Genomic DNA, 21,645 nt, shown 5'->3' with positions numbered 1-21,645 from the left:
GGTCCTCCTAGTTACCGCCGTCTGCGATGAAGAACCACGGCAGGTCGTAGAAGTGAACTACCTGTGCCATTTCGAAGTCGAGTTCGCTGTAGTTACCGGCCCCTTCTTGGACCTCCTGTGCCGACCAGTTCTGGATGTACACCATCTCGGCCGTCTCGTCGTTGAGTGCACCGAGGTTCGCCTCGGTGCCCTGGCTCGTCTGTGCCTCGACGAACAGGTCGTCAGTGCCGTCGTTGACCGCGCTCGCCATTCCCTGATTCGCGGAGTACGCGGTCGTCGTCGAATCCGAGGTCCGCATTCGGACGGTCGTCTCGCCGCTCCCACCGCTGCCACTGGAGCTGCCGTCGGCGCGCTCGTACTCGTCGCTCCACACGCCGATCTCCTCGTAGAAGTCGGCCGCAGCGGGATGGAAGGGAACGCCGTCGTACATGTTCTTGACCCAGAACTCGTCCTCTTCGAACGTCCCCAGCAGGCCGTGGTAGTCCGCCAGCTGCTGGCGCTGTTCGTACATCGTCTCGAGGAACGTGTAGACCGTATCGTACTCGAGGTCCCCTCGGCAGACGAAGTTGTACGCGAAGGTCGGTGCGGGAACCTCGCCGGGCGTGTCCACGTTGTCAATCTGGCTCGTGTCGGCCGACTGGATCAGCAGTCGGTCGTCGTCGTTCCACGCCTGCTCGGTTTCGTCCGACACGTCGAGCACGCGAAGATTGTCGACGGTGCTCGCGGTCTCTTGCAGCCAGCTCGGAACGATCCCGAAGTTCATGAGCGTCCCGACGCCGACGTCGAGTTGGTTCTCGTTCATCGCGTTGCCTTGCTCGCCGTACGACGTACTCACGCGTTCGTAGTCGTCGGTCGCGTGATCGAGCGCCCGTTCGAGCGCCGGAGCAGTACCGGAACCGCTCGGTGTCGGCGACACTCTCGTGTCACTATTGATGTCCGACAGCGACTCGAGGTCTTGGTCGCTGCCGCTCGACTGACCGCCGATACAGCCGGCGAGTGCAGTCGCGGTTCCGACGCCGGCCGCTGCGAGAAGTGATCGTCGAGTCGTATCCTTAGAGATGTAAGTCCGCTCTTCCACCATGGGACACTCCTTCATACTTAGGTATTATAATCCTTCCGCTATCTCGCGAAATCACCCGTCGGATCCGAACGGTCGCTCGAATCGATATCCGCGATCCATCTGCTCCGATGAACGCGTAACCGACGGTTCGATGCCGGAGTTACGAGCCGACCTGACGCTTGATACTACGTACCGCAACGCCTATTGCGCCCTTGGCGAAGTATGACGTATGCTGGATTTCGTTCAGCTCGAGGCGGACCTCGACCAGGAAGAGCGGATGATCCGGGACACCGCCCGGGAGTTCGTCGACGAACACGTCAAACCCGATATCGGCGAGCACTTCGAGAACGGAACGTTCCCGAAGGAGCTCATCCCGAAGATGGGTGAACTCGGCTTCTACGCGCCGAACCTCGAGGGCTACGGGTCGCCGAACGTCTCGGAGACGGCCTACGGGCTCTTGATGCAGGAACTCGAGGCGGGCGACTCGGGGCTGCGCTCGATGGCGTCGGTCCAGGGCGCGCTCGTCATGTATCCGATTCACGCCTACGGGAGCGAGGAACAGAAAGAGGAGTGGCTGCCGGCGATGGGTCGGGGCGAAGCGATCGGTTGTTTCGGCCTGACCGAGCCCGAACACGGCTCGAACCCGTCGGCGATGGAGACCTCCGCCGAACGTGACGACGACGGCTACGTCCTGAACGGCTCGAAGACGTGGATCACGAACTCGCCGATCGCCGATGTCGCGATCGTCTGGGCGCGGGACCGCTCGGCCGAAGACGATCCGGTTCGCGGCTTCCTCGTCGAGACCGACCGCGACGGCGTCAGCACGAACAAGATCACCGAGAAGCTCTCCCTGCGCGCCTCGATCACGGGCGAAATCGGGCTGAACGACGTCTACGTGCCGGAGGAGAATGTCCTGCCCGGCGTCTCCGGGATGAAGGGACCGCTGTCCTGTCTCACGCAGGCCCGCTACGGGATCGCGTGGGGTGCCATCGGCGCTGCCCGGGACTGCTTCGAGGAGGCCCGACAGTACGCGACGGATCGCGACCAGTTCGGCGGTCCGATCGGTCAGTTCCAACTTCAACAGCGCAAGCTCGCGGAGATGGGCACGCAGATCACGCTGGCCCAACTGCTGGCCTACCGCCTCGCCGAACTCAAGGAACGCGGCGACATGCGGCCCCAGCACGTCTCGATGGCGAAGCGAAACAACGTCCGGACGGCCCGCGATCAGGCCCGGATCGCTCGCGAGATGCTCGGCGGCAACGGCATCACCACCGATTACTCCCCGATGCGTCACATGTCCAACATGGAGACCGTCTACACCTACGAGGGTACTCACGACATCCACACCCTCGTTCTCGGCGAGGAGTTCACCGGCATTCCCGCCTACCAGTAACGACCCGATCCGGCAGTTCGTCTCCGCTTTTCGCTTTTTCTCGCTTCGCGTTCTCCGATCGCGGACCGACTCGAGGGGACTCCTCGTCGACGCGAATCCGGTGACGGAATGTTCGTCCCGTCAGGCGACACCTCCGTTTCAGTATCCGGAACATTGATTGCGACGTGTGAATATCATCGGATATGGATACGGATCGGGACGAAACCGAGGTCGACGCCAACGCCGTGGGCGTCTCGACGACGCGGAAAACGTTCGCGCTCCTCGAGGCGCTCAAAGCCGAGGAGGGCGTCACGATCGCGGACCTCACGGAACGGACCGACCTCCCGAAGAGCACCGTCTACCGACACCTGCAAACGCTTACTGATCTGGGCTACGTGATCGAGCGCAACGGGAACTACTACGTCGGGTTCCGCTTCGTCGAACTCGGCGAACAGGCTCGATCCCGAAAAGTGGGATACACGGCCGCCAAGCGAGCGGTGTTCGAACTCGGACAGGAGACCGACGAACGAGCGGTGTTCATCGTCGAAGAGGACAACGAGGCCGTCTACGTCCACCGCTACGGAAGCCTCTCGAACACGATGATCGGTCAGCGGCGGCCGCTGCACTCGATGGCCTCCGGCAAGCTCATTCTCGCGGAGTGGGACGACGAGGCGGTCTCCGGCTACGTCGACGAGGTCGGACTCGAGCCGATTACGTCGAACACGATCACTGACCCCGACGCGCTGTTCGACGAACTCGAGACGATCCGCGAGCGCGGGTACGCGGTGAACAATCAGGAGCACATGGACGGACTCCGCGGCGTCGCCGTCCCCGTCTACACGCCCGACGACGAGTTCCTCGGCTCGCTGGCCGTCTTCGGGCCGACCAGCCGATTCACGGACGAGCGCGTCCACGACGAGCTCCCGACGCGACTCCGGGACAAGGCGGGCGAAATCAGGGTCACCCTCGCGTACGGCTGACGGACCCGAAATCGGAGTGACGAACCCGGCAGTGCCTGATCGACCGCGTCGTTCTCGCTGACCGGTGCATCGGACCGTTATCCGAGAACGGCATTTTACTGGATGAAACACTGGTCGGACGACTCGACATCGTCGAGCGAACGGACACGGATATTCACCACACTTTCCGCATGCTGGAACGCTCGCTTCGAAACACGTCGAACTCATCCCGCATAGTGAATTCCTTCATCTCCGCATCGAAACGACTGTCTTCGGCTTCCGAGACGGATCATTCGATGATTGAACCGCAGACGGGTCCGGGATAGAGCCGACGTGCAGTGCCTCTGTGCGGTCTGTGTTCGACAGTACGACACTGCCACGCTGCTCGAGACGGATGCGTGCGACTGCGATGGTTCGTCAGTCGACTAGCGTCGAACGATTCTCACTCTCGACAACCATAACAATCGTACTACTGTTATGGGATGTCGGCCTCCTCGCTATCTATCGTTAATACATTATAACTAGTTATCTGTCATCTACTGGCTACACGAGGAGACGGCGACAGGCAACCCGCTGTTCCTGTCTCCGAGGAGTATCTCCGGTCCCGGGCTATCAGCGTCAGTAGATCGGCTTTAGTCGGCCCTATTGCGGACGGGTCGCTCGAGTGTCGATACTCTCGAAATCCAATCCGGCATATCGACTTACGATTTATTAAGGATAAATAAAAAGTACCGATAGTTGGGGTACGAGACGTCCAGTCAGTAGCGAGTCCAGTCAGCCGGCTGAGCGGTGGGGCAGACCGTCCGAGGGTTTATCAGGGAATCCGCGGCCAACGGGGGTATGTCGGAACACTCCCGACGACCGCGACGGACAGTCCTTCGAACGCTCGGTGCGCTCGGCACGGGCGGGCTCGCCGCAGTGACGACCGCCGGTGCGAGTACCGGCGACTCGTCTGAGCCAACGGATAACGCGACCGACGACGTCCTCGACGGCACCGATCTGTACATCGGGGTCGTCGATCGGATCGTCGACGGCGAACACGTCGTCCTCCTGCTCGAGGACGGGGAGGCAGTCGTCGACCAACTCGTGCTTTCGGTCGATCGCTTCGACGAGATCGCGGCGGACGACATCCTGTTGACTGTCGCCGCGGACGACGAGTTGCGCGCGTACCGACACGTCCCGTCGAAACCGAACGGCTGTCCTGACCCAGACTTCGGACGCCTCTCGTCCGCCGGCTGAATCGAACGCCGGAGAGCACCGGCCGAAACGGACCCCGTGGACGCCCCTCGAGCGGCCGTTTCCGACAGTGTCATCTCCGCCGATATCGATAGTGTGAACCCCTCACAGTGCCCGGAAACAGCAAGTCAAAGGCGTAATGCTCGGAGTCCGCTCTATCCGAACATCATGGTGGAAACATCCTCAATCGGGATCGGGTTGGACAGACCGGGTACCACCAGCCTTCGCGCCGCGTTTTTCAGCGTCTGGTTCGTCGATCTCGTCGCGACGATCCTGTTCTTCGTCGTGCCCTACGCGTACGAACTGAATCCCGTGACGGTGTTTCTGTACGACCTCTTTGGACTCGCCGGCGTCGTACTCGCCGCCGTCATCTACGCCGGCTTCGTGATCGCGATCGGTTACGTCCTCTCGCGGCCGTTCGACATCGGCTTCGTGGCCACGGTCGTCGTCATGTACGCCATCTTCGCGAGCAACAACGTCGTCCTCTTGGTCTCCCGTGAACCGCTGCTCACGCCGTTGATGCCGTGAGTCCTATCCGACGCGAACCGTCGTCGCGTTCCAGCCGGGGTTCCGTTCGTCTCGAACGTGACCCCCGTCCGGACGGTACTCTTTCCCTTACACACCTACGGCCGTATAATTCGACGCGAGTGATAGGACGGCTTCGCCTCGGATCGGTCGTTTCAGGCGTGATCGATCGGCCCAACGGTTCGGTAATGACGAATGGATGTTCGACGGTGCGGCCGAGAGCCAGTGGTTTCCGTGGGCCAGCACCGTTTCTCGCCGATCGCAATCGCCAATACGTTCCGAAGAGTGAACACTATACGATTTCGTTCGGTCGGCCACAGTCGCATCAAAATGCGACGTACAAGCGATTCACGGGCCATATCTGCGGTTCGATAGGTCGACTGGCGCGTTCTAGGTTTTATCCTTCGATAAAATTATTGAATATATATGTGCAACGAATTCGTATGGTTGACAACCACAACCACCTAGATATCGATAGACGAACCGTCCTGAAATCGATCGGCGTCGGCGCGTTCGTGACCGGAACGGCCGGATCAGTCACGGCGACGACGGACGACCCTGGTAATCCGCGAGCGTCGCCCTCGAGGGCCCCCTCGAAGCTTGCCGTCCTCACTCGAGAGCCGTGACCGCGACACTGGCGGCGTTCACGAATCAGTTCGTTGGTACCGGCCGGTCGTGTTTCGGTTGTCACACCGGGCAGAATGACGACGGCTTAGAGCTCCGATTCGGGAGTGATGGTTGTCCGTAACTGAACAGTTTGCGATCGAAGAGGTCTTTCGATTTATATCTCTGAAGATACGTTCGGTGATGTTCCGATACCCCTGATTCTCGTCTCGAAATGGTGCCCGCGTCGGCAGAGTACCCGACTGGAAACGCCGTGCTTTATCGACGAGAAACACGACCTCGACGACGCCACGTTTCTCGACCGACGCTGGAAGAGTGAGATCAGTTACTGCTACCGTAGTCGCCGGAAACAGCTGTATTCGATGGATTCTGTTCGTTTTGAATCGACCGCAGCGTACAGTCAGTACTGCCGATAGTCGATTCGAATCACGGTTTCCTCGAGTACAACGTGATTCGGCTCGCATCAATGGTGGGCTGTCGGTCGGCCTTCTCTCCTCACTCGCGAACGGCCTCTCGCGAGCGCTCGAGACACTACTTCTAGATGTATTGAACTACACTCCAAAGTTATACTTCTGCTAAATGGTGTGGAAAATTCACTTGCATCAGTTCCCACGGTATCGCCTCTCGCTTCGCGAAACCCAATCGGACCGGTGCGTGAGAATCGTTGAGGCGGTCGATTTCTGGAATGAACCACGACAAATTGCACCGACTCACCTGTCGTCCGACGCCGAACGGCATCCTCGGCTCGGGCCAAGATTGAAACACCCCCATGCCAATGCACCGGTCGGTTCAAATAGGACGTTGCTACGCAGGTTTTTTCGTTGAGAATGACAACAGCATCGTCTCGACGATGGGACTGCTCGAGGATATCGAGAGTGATGTCGATCGCGGGATGAGTCGACTGTCCCGTTCTTCATATCCACAGATGCAAGCATCGAGTCATTGTCGACTGTGTGATCTCAGTAGCATAGCGTACTGCTATCGGACGAAAACGGAACTCGATGGTTGCGCTGCTACCGACTGGAAATTCGCTACTGCCAGTGCGATTCTCCTCTCTGATGAATTACAAACACATACTTGTAATCACATATGTCCTAATTCTGGACGCGAAGGCGAGCAGAGTAGGATGCTCGCATTGGATGGATAACGACCATATGGTTGTAAATTTGGCTGTGGATCAAGAGAACGGTGTCGATCGGACGCACGAAACGGGAAGTAACAGTCTCTGTTCGCTCTCAAAACTGCGTCGACTGAGCGTGCATGTTGATGTTGACCTCGATGACATCGGCGGCGTTCATCACCATTTCCGGAAGTTCTTCCTCGAATCGTTCGCCCTGCATTCGGCTTTTCGGGCCCGAGAGGCTTACCGCGCCGAGAATATTCCCGTCCGGGCCTTTGATGTCCGCCCCGACGGCTCGGAGCCCTTCGACCTCTTCTTCGATGTTGTAGGCGTACCCTCGCTCGCGGACTACCTCTCGCTCTTCGAAGAGTTCGTCGATGTCCGTAATTGTGTTCGCAGTTCGCTTTCGGAGCCCGTGTTGGTCAACGATTTCTTCGACCCGTTCGTCCGGCAGATGCGCGAGGATCGACTTCCCCGCAGCCGTGTGATGCAGGCCGAGCGGCTTCCGTTCCATCTGATCCGGATAGTCGCTGCCGATTGCCTTCTCACCGCGTTTCAGGTAGAGAACGATACCGAGTCCGTGCTTTTCGGTCACCAGTTGTGCGTACTCGCCGGTTTCTTCGATGAGCTTGTCGATCTCCTTCTTGCCGAACCGATACAGGAGGTTCTCCTGACGGACGTGTTCCCCAATCAGGATGAAGCGCGGGCTGAGGTCGTACTCGTCGCCGTTCTTGATCACGAACCCGTTCTGCCTGAGCGTCGTCAAGTGATTGTATGCCCCGCCTTTCGAGAGGTCGAGATGAGACGCTAACTCGGTGACAGTCGCGCCGTTTAATTCCTTTAACGCCTTGATCACGTCCAGCGTTCTCGTGACCGTCTGGAGCGTTCGGGGCGAGTCGGGGTCGGATGGGGTCTCTGTCATCGTGATGTCTTACCACGACTGAGCCTATATCGTTTGTGGCCTGCAAACGTTACAACTGACATTCATTCTCTGAACGACCTCTGAATTTTTCTCGGGTCGCTTCAGCAGTGTGGTTTTCTACAAATCGTGAAACTAGTTAACGATGCTCGCGTTACTACGCCTTTCACCCACGTTTGCTATTTACAAACGAATCTCCACGGACTCCCTCTCACTCGTACGCGTTTCTGCTATTGTGGCTGTAATAATTTTATATTTTGACTATTATATCGATATTAGGGACTCATATGGTCGCTATCTCGAAGATATGTTTGCGGTGTACAAACCGAACGGCGATGCGAACCACTCGTCCGATGGCACGGCTATCACGGCTCCTATCGAACGTACCGAGTAAAACGCGCAAAAATAACGGAGTGTTTCGGTCGGAACGCGGCGCTAGATGTACTCGCCTTCGCTCTCGTAGACCGACGGATCGTCTTCGTACTTGCGAGCGATCTCTTCGATCGTCTTGAACTCCGCGTTCTCGTGGCTCTTGACGTACTGGATGAAGTCCTCGAACAGCGGGATCATGTGCGGGAGCCCGTGGATGTCTGGGTGAATGGTAAAGGTGTACACGCCGGCGCCGCGTCGGTTGTACAGGTAGTCGAACTGCGCCTTGTAGTACTCCTCGTACATCATCACGGGGCTCTTGTAGCCGGTGTTGTACGACGGCTGCTTGATGAACAGCATCGGCGGGATGTCGTCGCGGTACCAGCTAATCGGTACCTCCACGATGTCCGTTTCCTCGCCGTATTCGTAGGGCGTCATCCAACTCTCCGGCTCCTGATCGTATTTGATCGGCTCCCAGTCGTCGCCTTTGCGCATGTACCCCGGCTCGAACTCCCGCTCCATCAGGCTGCTGTCGTACAGGAAGTCATGCTTTTCGACGAGTTCCGGCGTGTTCTCACTGAATTCCCACCAGCTCGCACGGTGGCCGACGGGTTCTTCTCCCGTGACGTCTTCGATGAGATCCTTCGAAACGGCGATGATCTCGTCTTCTTGCTCGCGCGAGAGGTCCGTCGGGTTCTCGTGGGAATAGCCGTGGACACCGAGTTCGTGACCGGCGTCGGCGACCGCTTGGACTTCTTCCTCGAAAGTCTCGATCGAGTGGCCCGGGACGTACCACGATCCCTTCACTCCCTCGTCCTCGAGGAGTTGGAGCATCCGCGGGATGCCTTCGTTCCCTGCGCACAGTCCGCGCGAGAGGTCTGCCGGCGAATCTTCGCCGCCGTAGGAGCCGAGCCAGCCGGCGACACAATCAACGTCGATCCCGATTGCTATGTCTATGTCTCCCATAGTGCGATCGGATGACCTCTTCGGAGTGAGTTAAATACTTTCTCTCCAGTAATATTGGCCGGAGTCGGTCGCCACGTCCCGCCGTCGGCGGCACCACCGATACCTTTATAGTATCTCGCACCACCCTCAGAACCATGTCTGGTATTAACAGACGAAACTTTGTCAAGGGTGCAAGTGCAGCTGCCGCAGCCGGCCTCGCCGGCTGTATCGGCGGCGGTGGTAGCGATGACGGCCTCCGCTGGATCGGTCCCGCGTGGTCGGCCCGCGACGAACAGGCGGCGAAGTACAGCGAAATGACCGGCAACGAGATCGACGTCACGACGGCGACGATCCCGACGGTCCAGCAACGGTTGCTCGGTGGCGAGAACTCGTCGATCGACGCGTACAGTGTCGAGACCTCGGGCGCCGGTGCGCTGGCCGACGTCACAATCCCGACGCCGACCGACGAGTTAGACAACTGGGATGAAACGCAAGTCTCCGACGCCTTCACCAACCCCGGCGAGCGCCTGAGCTACCTCGGTGCGCAGACGGAGACGATCAACGATCTCCTGTGGGCGGACGACGAGCAGACGGAACTCCAGTTCCCGCCACACGCGTACAACTTCGACGCGGTCGGGTACAACCCCAAGTTCGTCGACGAGGCGTCGCGCTGGAGCGCCCTGTTCGACGAGCAGTACGAAGGGCAGTCGGTCATCGGGGAAACGGCGGCGATCACCATCCCGCAGGCGTTGATGCACATGGTCGACACCGACATGGTCGACGGGGACATCGGCGACCTCAACAACCCGACCCAGGAGCAACTCGACGCCGCCATCGATTTCCTGACCGAACAGAAAGAGGCCGGCCAGTTCCGGACGACGTGGGAGGCCTACGGCGAATCCGTGACGCAGATGGCCGGCGAGGAGGCGGTGATCGGCGACCTCTGGCAACCGGCGGCGATGGACGTCCGGCGCGAGGGAACGCCGTGTACGTACGCGACCATGGAAGGCGGCATTCAGGGCTACCGCTACTGGTTCGGCGGCATCGCGTCGGTCGACCCCGGCGCTCGAGAACGCGACAACCTCGGGGCGGTCCGCTCGCTCCTGAACGACGTTCACTACGGCGCTTGGTACCCCGGGTTCGTTCAGGGATGGGGATACTCCGTTCCCCACTACGAGAACGAGGAACTCGTTCGCGACGGCTCCGACGACTCCGGCGAGGGGATGGGGCCCGAATACTACGACTGGGCGTACCGCGGCGAAAGCACCTACGACGCGGTCGACGAGCCGGCGCTGTTCGATCCCCAAGAGTACGACTGGTCCGACGAGGAGGGCGATCCGAACTCGGACGGTTCGACCCGTGACAGCGGCCCCATCGAGGAGCGCTTCGATAACATCGGGTTCTTCCAGATCTGGCCCGACGAGGCGGACTACATGCAGGACCGCTGGGGCGACTTCCTCGCCGCGTAATCTGATAGCAGGTACTACACTTTACAATGACAACCGATACCGCGGCCGATTCCGCCGATGATAGATCAGTATCGGACCGAGCGACGAGCAAGGGTTCGCGGCTGCGCTTGAGCGAGCCGTACGCGCTGTCACTGCCGACGGTCGCGTGGTTTACCGCGTTTCTCCTCCTGCCGCTTGCCGTGATCGGCTTCTACAGCTTCATGTCCTACTCGAGTTTCAGCGTGATATACGAGTTCACGCTGGATCCGTGGACCCGCGTCTTCACCGACGGGACGGTCCGTGCGGTCTTCGTCCGCACCATCGGAACCGGCATCCTGGTGACGCTCCTCACGCTCGTGTTCGCCTATCCCATCGCATACTACCTCCGGTTCTACACCAGCGAGTTGGGCGGGATCATCCTGCTATTGTTCCTCGTGATTCCGTTCTGGACCTCGGAGCTCATCAGGACGATCGCGTGGTTCCCGATTCTGGGTCGATCCGGGGCCATCAACTGGGTCCTCCTCTCGATCGGGATCATCGACGAACCGCTTCGGTGGCTCATCTTTAGCCTCTTCTCGCAGGTCGTCGGATACCTCCAGAACTTCCTCGTGTTCATGGCAGCGCCGATCTACATCTCGCTGTCCCAGATTGACGAGGATCTGCTCGACGCCTCGGAGACGCTGCGCGCTGATTCGATCGCGACGTTCCGCAACGTCACGTGGCCGCTCAGCCTGCCCGGCGTCGCCATCGGCTGCATGTTCACCTTCGTCCTCGCGATCGGGAACCTCACCATCCCGCAGTTCCTCAGTTCGGGCTCTGCGACCCTTACCGGGCTCATCTACCAAGAGGTCCAGCGCGGACTCCACTACCCGAACGCGTCGGCGATGTCGATCATGCTACTGGTCGTGATCTTCGCGTTCGTCTTCGCGCTGTTCCGCGTCGTCGATATCAGCGAGATCGCACAGAACTAGCGCCGCCGTCTCCGTTTTCGACTCGAGTTCTACCTTCCAATCCGATACAGTTGGCCAGTGAGACTCCGCGGATCGAATCGTTGGTCGTTGCATCCGATTGCAGTTGAATTGCTGTAACCAATGGCTCCCTCGTCGGTCAAGCAGTTCCGGCGTAATACGCCTGAAAACCGATACCGGCGCGCCGTCAGTAACCGAATCTACTCCCAGACGGTTCCGTCCGTGCCATGTTCGTCCAGGTGATCTTGGTGTTTCTCGGCGTGATCATCGAAGATCACGTCCCCCTCGTCGGCAGGCTCTCGAGACGTTTTGGCGTCGATGGCGTCGTCGATGCGGAGGACCGCTCCGGCGACTTCGACTGCGGTCACGTAGCTCCACGTCTTCAGAGCGAACGGATCGAGGACGCCGCGTTCTTCCACGTCGGTGACGACTCCCTCAGGAAGCACCAGTCCGGTCTCATACCCCGTGTTACTCGCCGCCTCTCTGAGGTCGGCGAGCGTCGAGATCGGATCCAGACCTGCGTTTTTCGCGAGCCCGTAGGGAATCCGTTCGACGGCGTCGGCGAAGGCGTCCATCGCGAGTTGGGAGCGAGAGCCAGTCTCGGGTGCCGCCGCCCGAACGTCCCGCGCGACACCGATGTCGGCCGCGCCGCCGCCGGGCACCACGCCAGCCGACCGACCGTGTTCGCCGCGCGCCGACGCGACTGCGGCGGTAGCCTTACGGAGTTGCCGCGCCGCCTCGGAGTTGAGTTCCCCCCAGTTTCCGCGGAGGAAGACGGTCATCGAGTCGGGATTCCGACAGCCGTCGAAGACGACGATCCGCCGTCGACCCCGCCGCCTGCTCCGTTTCTCGGCGCGTTGCTGCTCGACTCGTCCCGCGTAGCCGAGGTCGTCAGCGCTGATGTCGCTCGGGTCCCTGACCTGATTCGCCCCTGTCGCCTTGGCGATCCGTGCAAGTTTGAGTCGGTTCACGCCGCGAACGGCGAGGATACCGGCGTCGGCGAGCTGCCGGCGGTAGCGATCGTCGATCCCGAGTCGGGTGACGACGACGTCGACATCGTGCTCGATGAGCGCCCGTATGATCTCGCCCCGCCGCTCCGCATACAGATCTTCGTACCCCACGATATCCCCCGGCTCGGAGACCTCGATCGTTGCCTCCTGTGTGAGTTCGGGGTTCCGGAGACCGCCGACGCGGCCGTCCCCCGCATCCCCGCGTTCGAAGCCCGACAGGACGAGGACGGTCGCGTCGTCGACCGCGGTCGGCATCCGCTCGGAGGTGATCTCGTTTCTCGGGAGGACGGTCCCCCGGAGCAGCCTCGAGTCCTCGATCGAGCCGGTCGACACTCCCTCCACGCCGAACGTTTCCGGCGTCGGATATCCGACCTCGGCGGCCGCCTCGCACGCGAACTCGGCCCATCGGTCGGCCATCCCGCCCACGTCGTTGCCGGTCATCGCGGTTCGTGCGACCGCCAGCTCGGCCGCCGCGGGGTCCGAAAACGAATCCAGCCGTTGGCACGAGTCGCGCAGGGAGTCCGTCGCGATCGACAGCGCGTCGACGTACCCCTGTCGCACGGTCGTCGGGTGAACGCCCTGCTCGAGCAGCGTCTCGGCTTCGTCGAGCAGCGACGCGAGCAGCAGGACCGTCGACGTGACGCCGTCGGTGACGTGTTCGCCGACCGTTTCGGTGTCCTCCGGAAACTCGTCGCCTGCGACTCGTCTGACGACGGGCGCTATCGGGTGTTCCAGCGGCAGCGCGTCTAGAATCGTTCGTCCGTCACCGGTGACGACGTACTCGTCGTACGCGACCCCGCCGGGCGAGGACGCCCCCTGCGAGGCGGTCCGTTCCCCGATGAACTTGTCGTGTGACACGGGGCCGAGCGACGGAGCGAGAACACCTGCGATCCCTTTGATCGCTGCGATGTTTGCTTGCGGAAAAGAAATCTCACTTTCGTCTAGGGACATGATCTGATCTGAAATCGGTTTTCGAGCCTTATGACTGTTGTTGCAGCGGCGACGAAGTCGCCAGCAGGCGAGGCCGTCCCGTAAAAAACCATGTTTTATGTGTGATGGGGTACCACATTGGGTGATGGCTACTCGCCAGAGTTCAACAGACGGATCTACAGTAACGGGGCTGCTGAATCGGCTCAATACCAAGCGACTAGTAACGGCGTACTTCGTCCTGATGGCGATCTACATCTACGCTCCGATCATCTCCCTGCTGGTGTTTTCGTTTAACACCGGCGGTGTGACGGCGCCCTTCGCCGGCTTTACGCTCGAGGCCTACGAGTCCCTGTTCGCGAACGGCACGATGTGGAGTGCGATTTCCCGGTCGATCCAGCTCGCGCTGGTCGTGACCGTAATCACGACGCTACTCGCGACGGCGACCGCCCTCGCGTACCGGTACGATTTCTGGGGGCAGCGCGGGATGTTGTATCTCATTATTCTCGGCATCATCACGCCGGGGATCACGTACGGCGTCGGCACGCTGCTACTGCTGACACAGGTGTTTCAGCTCAACCGGGGGCTCATGCTCGCGATTCCGGTCCACGTCGTCTGGACGCTCCCCTTTGCCGTGATCGTGTTGCTCGCCGGCTTCCCGCCGAACCTGCGGGAAAACGAGCGGGCGGCGCAGGTGATGGGTGCCAGCAAGCTCACCAGCTTTCGCAAGGTCGTCCTGCCGCAGATTCTGCCGACGGTGCTCGGGGCGGCGGTGTTCGCGTTCACGCTCTCGTACAACGAAGCCGAGCGAGGGCTGTTGCTCGTCGGCCGGGAAACGACGATGCCGATTCAGGTGTTCTCGGTGGCGTCAGCCGATCGGGCCACGCCGGAACTGTTCGCCCTCGGCAGCGTGACGACAGTCTTCTCGACGGTCCTCCTGCTCATCGCCGGCTGGCTCGTCATCCGCAATACGGCAAACTAACCGATGTCTCCGATCTCCACTCCCACTTCCGTCCGCTCTCGCTTCTCGCTTCGAAACGATTAGGTGCAGCAAATATCATCCCACAGATAGCATGAATTCAAACGTTCATATACTCAGCACAGGTGGCACGATCGCAAGCACCGGCAAGGATGACGGTGCCAAGCCGGACAAGCAGGGGTCCGAACTGCTCGCGGACATTCCCGAGATTGACGACTACGCGTCCGTCTCGGTCGAACAGGTCGCACAGATTCCGAGTTTCACCATGGACTTCGAGACGATGGTGACGATCGTCAGGCGAGCCGAGGCGGCGATCTCGGCGGGTGCAGACGCGATCGTCGTAACTCACGGAACGGACACCTTAGAGGAGTCGGCGTTTTTCGCCGACCAGACTCTGGGCGGCGACACTCCGATCGTGTTCACAGGCGCACAGCGCCGACCCGACGAAATCAGTCCCGACGGGCCCGCGAACATCGTTACCGCGGTCCGAGCCGCGGACCACGACGCGGTGCAGGCGGCCGGCGGCTCCTATGTCGCCTTCGACGAGCAACTCCACGAGGCGCGGTCCGTCACGAAGGCCCACACGAGCCGCCTCGATACGTTCCGGTCGCCCGACTCGGGGCCGGTCGCCTCGCTCGATCACGGCGGCTTCCGGTTTCACTACTCGCCGCCCGAGGCGAACGCGCTCTTCGACCCCGTCGTGCCGGACGCGGCGGTCCGGATCGTTCCGAGCTACGCCGACTGTCCGCGCGATCCCGTCGACGAGGCGGTCGATGCCGGCGTCGACGGCCTCGTTATCGAAGGCACCGGTCTCGGTAACACGACCGCAGCCCTCAGCGACGCGATCGCCGACGCGCTCGACGCGGGCGTCCCGGTCGTCGTTGCCTCGCGCTGTCTCGGCGGAGCCACGGCCCCCGTCTACGGCAACCCGGGCGGCGGCGAGACGTTGCGCCAACAGGGCGTCGGGTTCGCCGGCGACCTCTCCGCACAGAAGGCGCGAATCAAACTCGCACTCGCACTGACGGCCACGGCCGACCCGCTAGAGCAATTTCCGGCGGAGTGACCGACGGAGTTAGTGCCGCGCTCGCAGTGACCGTTCGAAGCACGCGGGCAGCGGCAGGGCTGCAGCCGATCGGACCGGCGGCATCGATACCATTATTATTATCGAACTACTGAGGTATGGGTGTAATGGCCTCACAACGGTTACACGGACGGACAGCATTGGTTACCGGAGCGAGCTCCGGCATCGGAAACGCCATCGCGGCGGAATTCGGCCGACAAGGTGCGAATGTCGTTGTCGCGGACATCCGCAAAGAACCGAAACTCGAGGACGAACGACCGGTGTTCGAGAAACTCGAGGAAGCGGGTGCGGACGCGACGTTCGTCGAAACCGACGTCTCGAGCGCCGACGACGCGGAAGCGGCGGTCGAAACCGCCGTCTCCGAGTACGGCGGACTGGACATCCTCGTCAATAACGCCGGGATCTATCACCAGTATCAGGCCCACGAGACGCCGGACGAGGCGTGGAACGACATTATCGACGTCAACCTCGGCGGGACGTTCCTCCTCACGCGGGCGGCGATACCCGCGCTCCGGGACAGCGACAACGCGAAGATCATCAATCTCGCGTCGATCTACGGCCTCGTCGGCGGCGAAAACAGCGCGGCGTACTGCGCCTCGAAGGGCGGCGTCGCGAACGTCACGCGACAGCTGTCACTCGACTACGCCGACGACGAGGTCAACGTCAACGCACTGGCACCCGGAATCATCAAGACCGCACAGAATCACGAGTGGCGCGAAACCGATGAAGACCTGCTCGAGGACTGGGAAAACCGGACCCCGTGGCCGCGCTTCGGCGAACCCGAGGACATCGCGGACGCGGCGCTGTTCCTCGCGAGCGACCGGAGCGACTTCGTAACCGGTCACGTTCTCTCCGTCGACGGTGGCTGGACCGCTCGATAGCGCGATCGCTTACGATATTGGCGACGGCTCGCCGGACGATCGCCGCGAATGAGAAATAGAGACGCGACCGAGACGACTCCGTTATTCTCCCAAGACGTCCTCGCTGAGGTCGACGTCGGGCAAGACGCTGATCTGCTCGAGGAGCGTGGCGTGTTCGGGCCGCCACGTGATGTCGACGGTATCGGTTTCGACATCGATGATCTCGTGGCTTTTCAACTGTAGTTCCGTGGTCTCCCCGGCGTCGTTCGTCGCCGTGAGCAGGACCTGCGTCCCGGCTCCGGGCTGGTGGATGACGTCATTGGTGTCACACGCGAGCACGTTCTCGCCGTCCGCGCCGATCTCGAGGTACTGCGGGCGCACCGAGAACGGAATCTGCTCGCCCAAAAGCGAGTCGGGCGCGGAGTGGAGGTTCGCCGTCGACGCGGTGAACGCGCCGAAGGGGGTCTGGAGCGTGGCTCGAGTGCCGTCGTCGCTGATATCGACCAGCTCGCCGGTGAACACGTTCGAGTCCCCGACGAACGTGGAGACGAACGCGGTGTTCGGCGCGTTGTAGACCTCGTCGGTCGAGCCAGAGTGTTCGATCTTCCCGTCGTTCATGACGATGATCTGGTCGGCCAGCCGCATCGCCTGCGTCTGGTCGTGGGTCACGTAGACGAATGTCGTGTCCATCTCCCGGTGGATCCGGAGCAGCTCCCGCTCCATGCGCTTTTGAAGCTTGTAGTCCATGTCGCCGAGCGGCTCGTCGAGCAACAGTAGCTGGGGCTCTAACACGAGGCTTCGCGACAGCGCCACCCGTTGTTTCTGCCCGGCCGAGAGCTCCTCAGGCGACCGGTCGCGCATCTCGTCGAGCCGCATGATCTCGACCATCTCGTCGACGCGCTCGGTCTGCTCGTCCTCGGGGAGACCGAGTTGCTCGAGCCCGTACCTGATGTTCTCTTCGACCGTCAGGTGAGGGAACAGCTGGAAGTCCTGAAAGACGAGGCCGATGTCGCGCTGATGGGTTTCCGCGTGAGTGATGTCCTCGCCCGCGAGGATCACTTCGCCCTCGGTGATCGGGAACCGGCCGACCAGCGAGTGAAGCGTCGTGGACTTCCCGCAGCCGCTCGGACCGATCAGGACGCAGAAGTCGCCCCGTTCGATCTCGAAGCTGATGTCCTCGACGGCGACGGTCCCGTCGGGGTACACCTTCGTCAGATCGTTTACCTCGAGTATCGTGTCGGTTTCCGTCGACTCGGCCGCGGACATCGCGTTTTGTGCTACGGTCATAGTTTCAGAATATCGCTGGCGGTTTCGGTCTCGGTGACGCTCATTTCGGTGAAGAACTGTGCATCCTCACGGTCCCAGCCGACTCGAACCGTCTCGTCGTACTCGCCGACCTCGGCCTTTCCGGGAACGATGGCGTAGAAGTCGTTCTCCTCGATCGAGACGGCGATCTCCGTCGTCTCGCCCATGTACGTACTCCCCATCGGGGTCGCCTCGAACTCGTTATCGAGGCCGACCGCGTCGTCGCCGATCGCGACGTTGACCGGGCGGATCTGTAGGAGCCCCGTATCGCCGCTCGCCGCGTCGTTGACGTTCTCCGCCGCGACGCGGCCGAAGGCGGTGTCGACGGTACAGCCGTCGGAATCGGTCTCGGCGACCTCCCCGTCTACGGCGTTGTTGTCGCCGAGGAAGCGGGCGACGAACGCCGTTTTCGGGTGGTGGTACACGTCGGACGGCGTTCCGATCTGTTCGATGCGACCCTCGTTCATCACGACGATCTTGTCCGCCAATTTCAGCGCTTGGTCCTGATTGTGCGTGACGTAGACGAACGTACTCCCGAGATCCTCGTGGAGCCGACGGATCTCGAGTTCCATCTGCTTCTGGAGTTTGTAATCGAGGTCGGCGAGCGGGTCGTCGAGCAACATCGTGTCACACTCGCGAATGAGCTGCCGCGCGAGCTCGACCCGCTGTTGTTGCCCCCCGCTGAGTTCCGAGGGCGGGTCGTCTTTCGTGTCCCCGATCGCCAGCAACTCGAGCATCTCGTCGATCTTCCGCTGGAGTTCCTCCTCGTCGACCGCCTCGTCTTGTTGCCGGACGCCGAAGGCGACGTTCTCGCCGACGGTCATGTGCGGGAACAGCGCGTCTTCGAACTCCTGAAACACGTATCCCAGTTCGCGGTCTTGGACAGATAGCTCCGCCGCGTCCGTGCCGTCGATGAAGACGCGACCGCGATCGGGTTCCGTCAGCCCGGCGATGCTCTGGAGGAGCGTGCTCTTGCCGCAGCCGCTCGGACCGACGATGACGCAGAACTCCCCCTCGTCGACATCCAGATGGACGTCCTCGAGGACCTGCTCGTTCCGGAACGAGATGTCTACCGACTCTAATCGAATGTCTGTCGAGCCCATAGCATGTGATGTATTACCGAACCATATGGGTGTATCGGATTCGGCCGAGATTTGCCGGTGTCTCGTCGCGGGATCGAGACCAATGAGAGCAATCACGTCGAATCTCCGGCATCTACCGCGGACCGTACAGATCGAAACGAACGTCCTGATGGATCGTCCGGACGCCGCCTCGCCCGCCGACTGCCGCCGTTTGCTCTCGACTCGGAGCGGTAACCCGAGTCGAAAGCCAGTTTCGGGTCTCGAGCCGGCCTTTCTCTCGTGGAGGTGCCAGCGGCACGGTACGATTCGACGGACCCGTAACTATAAGAGACAGACTAGCATGGACACTCGTAATGGGAGAGCTCAGCGACAAGTCAGCGTTGGTTACCGGCGGGAGCCGAGGTATCGGCCGCGGCATCGTCGAGGAATTAGCGGACGCGGGTGCGACCGTCGCAGTCAACCGCCACCCGGACGAATCCGCGAAATACGGCCGGGAGGTCGTCGAGAGCGTCGAGACGACAGAGGGCGATGCGTTCGTCTTACCGGGCGACGTCAGCGACGAAGACGACGTTCGTGAGATGATCGACGAGTTCGAAGCGCGGGAGGGCGCCGTCGACGTGTTGGTGAACAATGCCGGAATCCTCACGCAGTCGGAACTCGTTGGGATGTCGGTCGACACGTGGGACGAAACGATCGCCGTCGACCTCCGCGGCGTGTTCCTGACGACCCGATTCGCGCTGCCGGGCATGCTCGAGCAGGGAGATGGCCGGATCATCAACGTTGCCTCCCAACTGGGAATCAAAGGCGGCGAGGAACTGGTCCACTATTCCGCCGCGAAGGGGGGCGTCATCGCGATGACGCGGGCGCTCGCGCGGGAAGTGTCTCCCGCGGTCACCGTCAACGCCATCGCGCCCGGCCCGGTCGAAACCGACCTGCTCGACGACATTTCCGCGGAGTGGCGCGAGAACAAGGAAGCGGAGCTCCCGATGGGCCGACTGGGACAGGTCGAGGATATCGCACCGACGGCTGCTTTCCTCGCCGGCGACGGAGGCGACTACTACACCGGACAGACGCTCAGCCCGGACGGCGGCGACGCGATGCACTAGTTCGAGCGGGGGGTCGGGGACGTCCACCTCGAGACAGCGCGGGTACTATCGACTCACGCGTCGTCGTTCGCCAGCGCGAGCGCGGCCGACGCAAGGGTGTTCGCGGCGCTGTAACAGTCGTCCCAACTGGTGAACTCGTCTTCGGTGTGGCTCTTACCGTCTTCGCTGACGGCGAACACCATGCCGGCGTCGCACACCTCGGTAGCGTGGGTTGCGTCGTGGACGCCGCCGCTGAACAACCGCCTCGTCTCGTAGTTGTGCGCCGCCGCCGCGCGTTCGACCGCGTCGACGCACCGGTCGTCGAACGAGACGGGCTCGGCTCGCGCGCGGTCCTCGTGGTCGTACGCGACGCCTTCGCGGTCGGCAGCGGCGGCCGCTTCTCGTTGCACGCGTTTCTCGGCACGGTCGATCACTGATGACTCAGGATCGCGGAACCCGTAGCTGACCGTCACCTCGCCGGGAACGACGTTGATCGAGTTCGGCTGAACGTCAACGGAGCCGACGGTCCCGACGGTCCGTTCGCCGATCGCGTTGGGAATTCGACGTACCTGCGTAACGAGATCCGAAGCCGCGACGAGCGCGTCGCTGCGGTGGTGCATCGGCGTCGCACCCGAGTGGCTCGCCTCGCCGCGAAAAGTCACTTCGCCCCACGTGAGTCCGACGATACCGGTGACGACGCCGACATCCGCGCCGGTCTCTTCGAGAGACGGTCCCTGTTCGATGTGGAGTTCGAGATAGGAGTCGTACGCTTCGGCGGGAGCCGCCGGATGGTCGCCCTTATACCCGATCCGCTCGAGCTCCGACTCTACTGTCCGCCCGTTCTCGTCAGTCTTGGCGTACTCCTCCTCGAGGTCGATAACGCCGGCCCAGACGCCGCTGCCCTGTAACACCGGCTGGAACCGCGATCCCTCCTCGTTCGTCCAGTTGACGATCTCGACGGGACGCTCCGTCTCCACCTCTCGTTCGTTCAGTTCGCGGACGAACTCCAGCGCGGCGACGACGCCTAACGCGCCGTCGTAGATCCCGCCGTTGGGCTGGGAGTCGAGGTGCGATCCGACGAGAACGGGCTCGACGTTCCGGCGCCCATCTCTGCGGCCGAATATATTTCCGAACTCGTCGATCCGAACGGCGAGGCCGGCGTCCTCGAGTTGTGTTACGAACCAGTCGCGGACGGCTTTATCCTCGTCGCTCAGTGCCACTCGATGAAGGCCGCCGTTGTCGGTCCCACCTATTTCGGCCTGTTCTCGCATCGTCCCTACGAACCGATTGCGCTCGAGCGGGAATGTCACACGCCACATGACGACCAACTCTCCAATGAATGTTAGCAGAATAGTTAGAAAACCTATATCTATGATCTGTTCTGTCTGTACTGTCTCGAGCGGAAGTTGTCTAATCGATCACCTTGCATCGGGACTATGACGGATTGCTATCGACTGTCAGTAAGAAGGAATATCGGGACCGGTCCACGGTTGGTAGCGCTGCGGATTTGAAAAGTATGTAATATGGTATGTAGTCAGTAATATCTACTCAAATATATAGGCAACAGTACTACTGTTCCAGTATTTCATCTCTCGAGGTCGAAATTCTTATCGATGGAATACCCTCTGAATCGGTTGCTCTCTCGGAGAGACGGACAGGATCGAAGCGAATCGTTTGCTGGACAAAATTAGAGAAAATCCCCCTTCCAATTCTATTTTGTTATTAAATACGGTATATATGCACCGCTCCATCCTATACATAACATATAGAC

18 protein-coding genes are annotated in these 21,645 nt (G+C 61.2%); 11 read left to right on the top strand and 7 right to left on the bottom strand.

The features are described 5' to 3' along the window. Nucleotides 1-7: 7 nt before the first annotated feature. Complete coding sequence (locus FEJ81_RS17045; protein ID WP_138246412.1) at nt 8-1,081, bottom strand: TAXI family TRAP transporter solute-binding subunit; 1,074 nt, start codon at nt 1,079-1,081, stop codon at nt 8-10. 208 nt (nt 1,082-1,289) lie between these two features. Between FEJ81_RS17045 and FEJ81_RS17040 the strand changes: the two genes are divergently transcribed. From FEJ81_RS17040 to FEJ81_RS17020, 5 genes are all read left to right on the top strand, one after another. Further along, a complete protein-coding gene (locus FEJ81_RS17040; protein ID WP_138246411.1) occupies nt 1,290-2,453 on the top strand; it encodes an acyl-CoA dehydrogenase family protein in 1,164 nt (387 codons plus the stop codon). Nucleotides 2,454-2,635: 182 nt separating this feature from the next. After that, the gene (locus FEJ81_RS17035) at nt 2,636-3,412 is read left to right on the top strand and encodes an IclR family transcriptional regulator (RefSeq protein WP_138246410.1); all 777 of its coding nucleotides are present in this window, start codon (nt 2,636-2,638) and stop codon (nt 3,410-3,412) included. Between the two features lie 819 nt (nt 3,413-4,231). After that, nucleotides 4,232-4,630: a hypothetical protein gene (locus tag FEJ81_RS17030; RefSeq protein ID WP_138246409.1), complete on the top strand. Its 399-nt coding sequence runs from the start codon at nt 4,232-4,234 to the stop codon at nt 4,628-4,630. 165 nt (nt 4,631-4,795) lie between these two features. Next, nucleotides 4,796-5,155: a hypothetical protein gene (locus tag FEJ81_RS17025; RefSeq protein WP_138246408.1), complete on the top strand. Its 360-nt coding sequence runs from the start codon at nt 4,796-4,798 to the stop codon at nt 5,153-5,155. 440 nt (nt 5,156-5,595) lie between these two features. Then, complete coding sequence (locus tag FEJ81_RS17020; protein ID WP_138246407.1) at nt 5,596-5,778, top strand: hypothetical protein; 183 nt, start codon at nt 5,596-5,598, stop codon at nt 5,776-5,778. Nucleotides 5,779-7,011: 1,233 nt separating this feature from the next. On the opposite strand, the gene FEJ81_RS17015 is transcribed toward FEJ81_RS17020, so the two are convergent. Further along, nucleotides 7,012-7,818 (bottom strand): IclR family transcriptional regulator, encoded by an 807-nt coding sequence (locus FEJ81_RS17015; RefSeq protein ID WP_138246406.1) that lies wholly within the window; start codon nt 7,816-7,818, stop codon nt 7,012-7,014. A gap of 432 nt (nt 7,819-8,250) precedes the next feature. Then, nucleotides 8,251-9,150, bottom strand: a complete 900-nt coding sequence (locus FEJ81_RS17010) for a polysaccharide deacetylase family protein (protein ID WP_138246405.1) — start codon at nt 9,148-9,150, stop codon at nt 8,251-8,253. A 134-nt stretch (nt 9,151-9,284) separates the two neighbouring features. On the opposite strand from FEJ81_RS17010, the gene FEJ81_RS17005 reads away from it, so the two are divergent. Both FEJ81_RS17005 and FEJ81_RS17000 read left to right on the top strand, forming a co-directional pair. Beyond that, a complete protein-coding gene (locus FEJ81_RS17005; RefSeq protein ID WP_138246404.1) occupies nt 9,285-10,598 on the top strand; it encodes an extracellular solute-binding protein in 1,314 nt (437 codons plus the stop codon). Nucleotides 10,599-10,624: 26 nt separating this feature from the next. Beyond that, the gene (locus FEJ81_RS17000; protein ID WP_175416460.1) at nt 10,625-11,548 is read left to right on the top strand and encodes an ABC transporter permease; all 924 of its coding nucleotides are present in this window, start codon (nt 10,625-10,627) and stop codon (nt 11,546-11,548) included. A 197-nt stretch (nt 11,549-11,745) separates the two neighbouring features. Here FEJ81_RS17000 and FEJ81_RS16995 read toward each other — a convergent pair whose 3' ends face one another. Next, nucleotides 11,746-13,506, bottom strand: a complete 1,761-nt coding sequence (locus FEJ81_RS16995; protein WP_138246403.1) for a TCP-1/cpn60 chaperonin family protein — start codon at nt 13,504-13,506, stop codon at nt 11,746-11,748. A gap of 124 nt (nt 13,507-13,630) precedes the next feature. Between FEJ81_RS16995 and FEJ81_RS16990 the strand changes: the two genes are divergently transcribed. From FEJ81_RS16990 to FEJ81_RS16980, 3 genes are all read left to right on the top strand, one after another. Then, complete coding sequence (locus tag FEJ81_RS16990) at nt 13,631-14,464, top strand: ABC transporter permease (protein WP_138246402.1); 834 nt, start codon at nt 13,631-13,633, stop codon at nt 14,462-14,464. Between the two features lie 91 nt (nt 14,465-14,555). Next, nucleotides 14,556-15,524 carry an asparaginase gene (locus tag FEJ81_RS16985; protein WP_138246401.1) on the top strand — a complete coding sequence of 323 codons (969 nt, stop codon included), beginning with the start codon at nt 14,556-14,558 and terminating at the stop codon, nt 15,522-15,524. 125 nt (nt 15,525-15,649) lie between these two features. Then, nucleotides 15,650-16,423, top strand: coding sequence for an SDR family NAD(P)-dependent oxidoreductase (locus tag FEJ81_RS16980; protein WP_138246400.1), 774 nt, complete (start codon nt 15,650-15,652; stop codon nt 16,421-16,423). 81 nt (nt 16,424-16,504) lie between these two features. Here FEJ81_RS16980 and FEJ81_RS16975 read toward each other — a convergent pair whose 3' ends face one another. Both FEJ81_RS16975 and FEJ81_RS16970 read right to left on the bottom strand, forming a co-directional pair. Next, nucleotides 16,505-17,689 carry an ABC transporter ATP-binding protein gene (locus FEJ81_RS16975; protein ID WP_138246399.1) on the bottom strand — a complete coding sequence of 395 codons (1,185 nt, stop codon included), beginning with the start codon at nt 17,687-17,689 and terminating at the stop codon, nt 16,505-16,507. Beyond that, entirely contained in the window at nt 17,686-18,810 is a 1,125-nt protein-coding gene (locus FEJ81_RS16970) for an ABC transporter ATP-binding protein (RefSeq protein ID WP_138246398.1), read from the bottom strand. Before FEJ81_RS16970 ends, FEJ81_RS16975 begins: the two co-directional genes overlap by 4 nt. Before the next feature lie 332 nt (nt 18,811-19,142). Between FEJ81_RS16970 and FEJ81_RS16965 the strand changes: the two genes are divergently transcribed. Beyond that, entirely contained in the window at nt 19,143-19,895 is a 753-nt protein-coding gene (locus FEJ81_RS16965) for an SDR family oxidoreductase (RefSeq protein ID WP_138246397.1), read from the top strand. Between the two features lie 53 nt (nt 19,896-19,948). Here FEJ81_RS16965 and FEJ81_RS16960 read toward each other — a convergent pair whose 3' ends face one another. Beyond that, nucleotides 19,949-21,193 carry a M20 family metallo-hydrolase gene (locus tag FEJ81_RS16960; protein ID WP_175416459.1) on the bottom strand — a complete coding sequence of 415 codons (1,245 nt, stop codon included), beginning with the start codon at nt 21,191-21,193 and terminating at the stop codon, nt 19,949-19,951. Nucleotides 21,194-21,645 lie beyond the last annotated feature (452 nt).

This window comes from Natrinema versiforme (genome assembly GCF_005576615.1).
Taxonomy (GTDB): Archaea; Halobacteriota; Halobacteria; order Halobacteriales; family Natrialbaceae; genus Natrinema; species Natrinema versiforme_A.
The sequence above is the reverse complement of the archived record's forward strand: the minus strand, read 5'-3'. Positions and strand labels throughout refer to the sequence as shown.

Coding starts and splice junctions, on each gene's coding strand:
- FEJ81_RS16985 (WP_138246401.1), top strand. CDS start 14,556: ATGAATTCAAACGTTCATATACTCAGCACAGGTGGCACGATCGCAAGC.
- FEJ81_RS17015 (WP_138246406.1), bottom strand. CDS start 7,818: ATGACAGAGACCCCATCCGACCCCGACTCGCCCCGAACGCTCCAGACG.
- FEJ81_RS17000 (WP_175416460.1), top strand. CDS start 10,625: ATGACAACCGATACCGCGGCCGATTCCGCCGATGATAGATCAGTATCG.
- FEJ81_RS16995 (WP_138246403.1), bottom strand. CDS start 13,506: ATGTCCCTAGACGAAAGTGAGATTTCTTTTCCGCAAGCAAACATCGCA.
- FEJ81_RS16965 (WP_138246397.1), top strand. CDS start 19,143: ATGGGAGAGCTCAGCGACAAGTCAGCGTTGGTTACCGGCGGGAGCCGA.
- FEJ81_RS16980 (WP_138246400.1), top strand. CDS start 15,650: ATGGCCTCACAACGGTTACACGGACGGACAGCATTGGTTACCGGAGCG.
- FEJ81_RS17030 (WP_138246409.1), top strand. CDS start 4,232: ATGTCGGAACACTCCCGACGACCGCGACGGACAGTCCTTCGAACGCTC.
- FEJ81_RS16970 (WP_138246398.1), bottom strand. CDS start 18,810: ATGGGCTCGACAGACATTCGATTAGAGTCGGTAGACATCTCGTTCCGG.
- FEJ81_RS16960 (WP_175416459.1), bottom strand. CDS start 21,193: ATGTGGCGTGTGACATTCCCGCTCGAGCGCAATCGGTTCGTAGGGACG.
- FEJ81_RS17040 (WP_138246411.1), top strand. CDS start 1,290: ATGCTGGATTTCGTTCAGCTCGAGGCGGACCTCGACCAGGAAGAGCGG.
- FEJ81_RS17035 (WP_138246410.1), top strand. CDS start 2,636: ATGGATACGGATCGGGACGAAACCGAGGTCGACGCCAACGCCGTGGGC.
- FEJ81_RS17020 (WP_138246407.1), top strand. CDS start 5,596: ATGGTTGACAACCACAACCACCTAGATATCGATAGACGAACCGTCCTG.
- FEJ81_RS17045 (WP_138246412.1), bottom strand. CDS start 1,081: ATGGTGGAAGAGCGGACTTACATCTCTAAGGATACGACTCGACGATCA.
- FEJ81_RS16975 (WP_138246399.1), bottom strand. CDS start 17,689: ATGACCGTAGCACAAAACGCGATGTCCGCGGCCGAGTCGACGGAAACC.
- FEJ81_RS17005 (WP_138246404.1), top strand. CDS start 9,285: ATGTCTGGTATTAACAGACGAAACTTTGTCAAGGGTGCAAGTGCAGCT.
- FEJ81_RS17010 (WP_138246405.1), bottom strand. CDS start 9,150: ATGGGAGACATAGACATAGCAATCGGGATCGACGTTGATTGTGTCGCC.
- FEJ81_RS16990 (WP_138246402.1), top strand. CDS start 13,631: ATGGCTACTCGCCAGAGTTCAACAGACGGATCTACAGTAACGGGGCTG.
- FEJ81_RS17025 (WP_138246408.1), top strand. CDS start 4,796: ATGGTGGAAACATCCTCAATCGGGATCGGGTTGGACAGACCGGGTACC.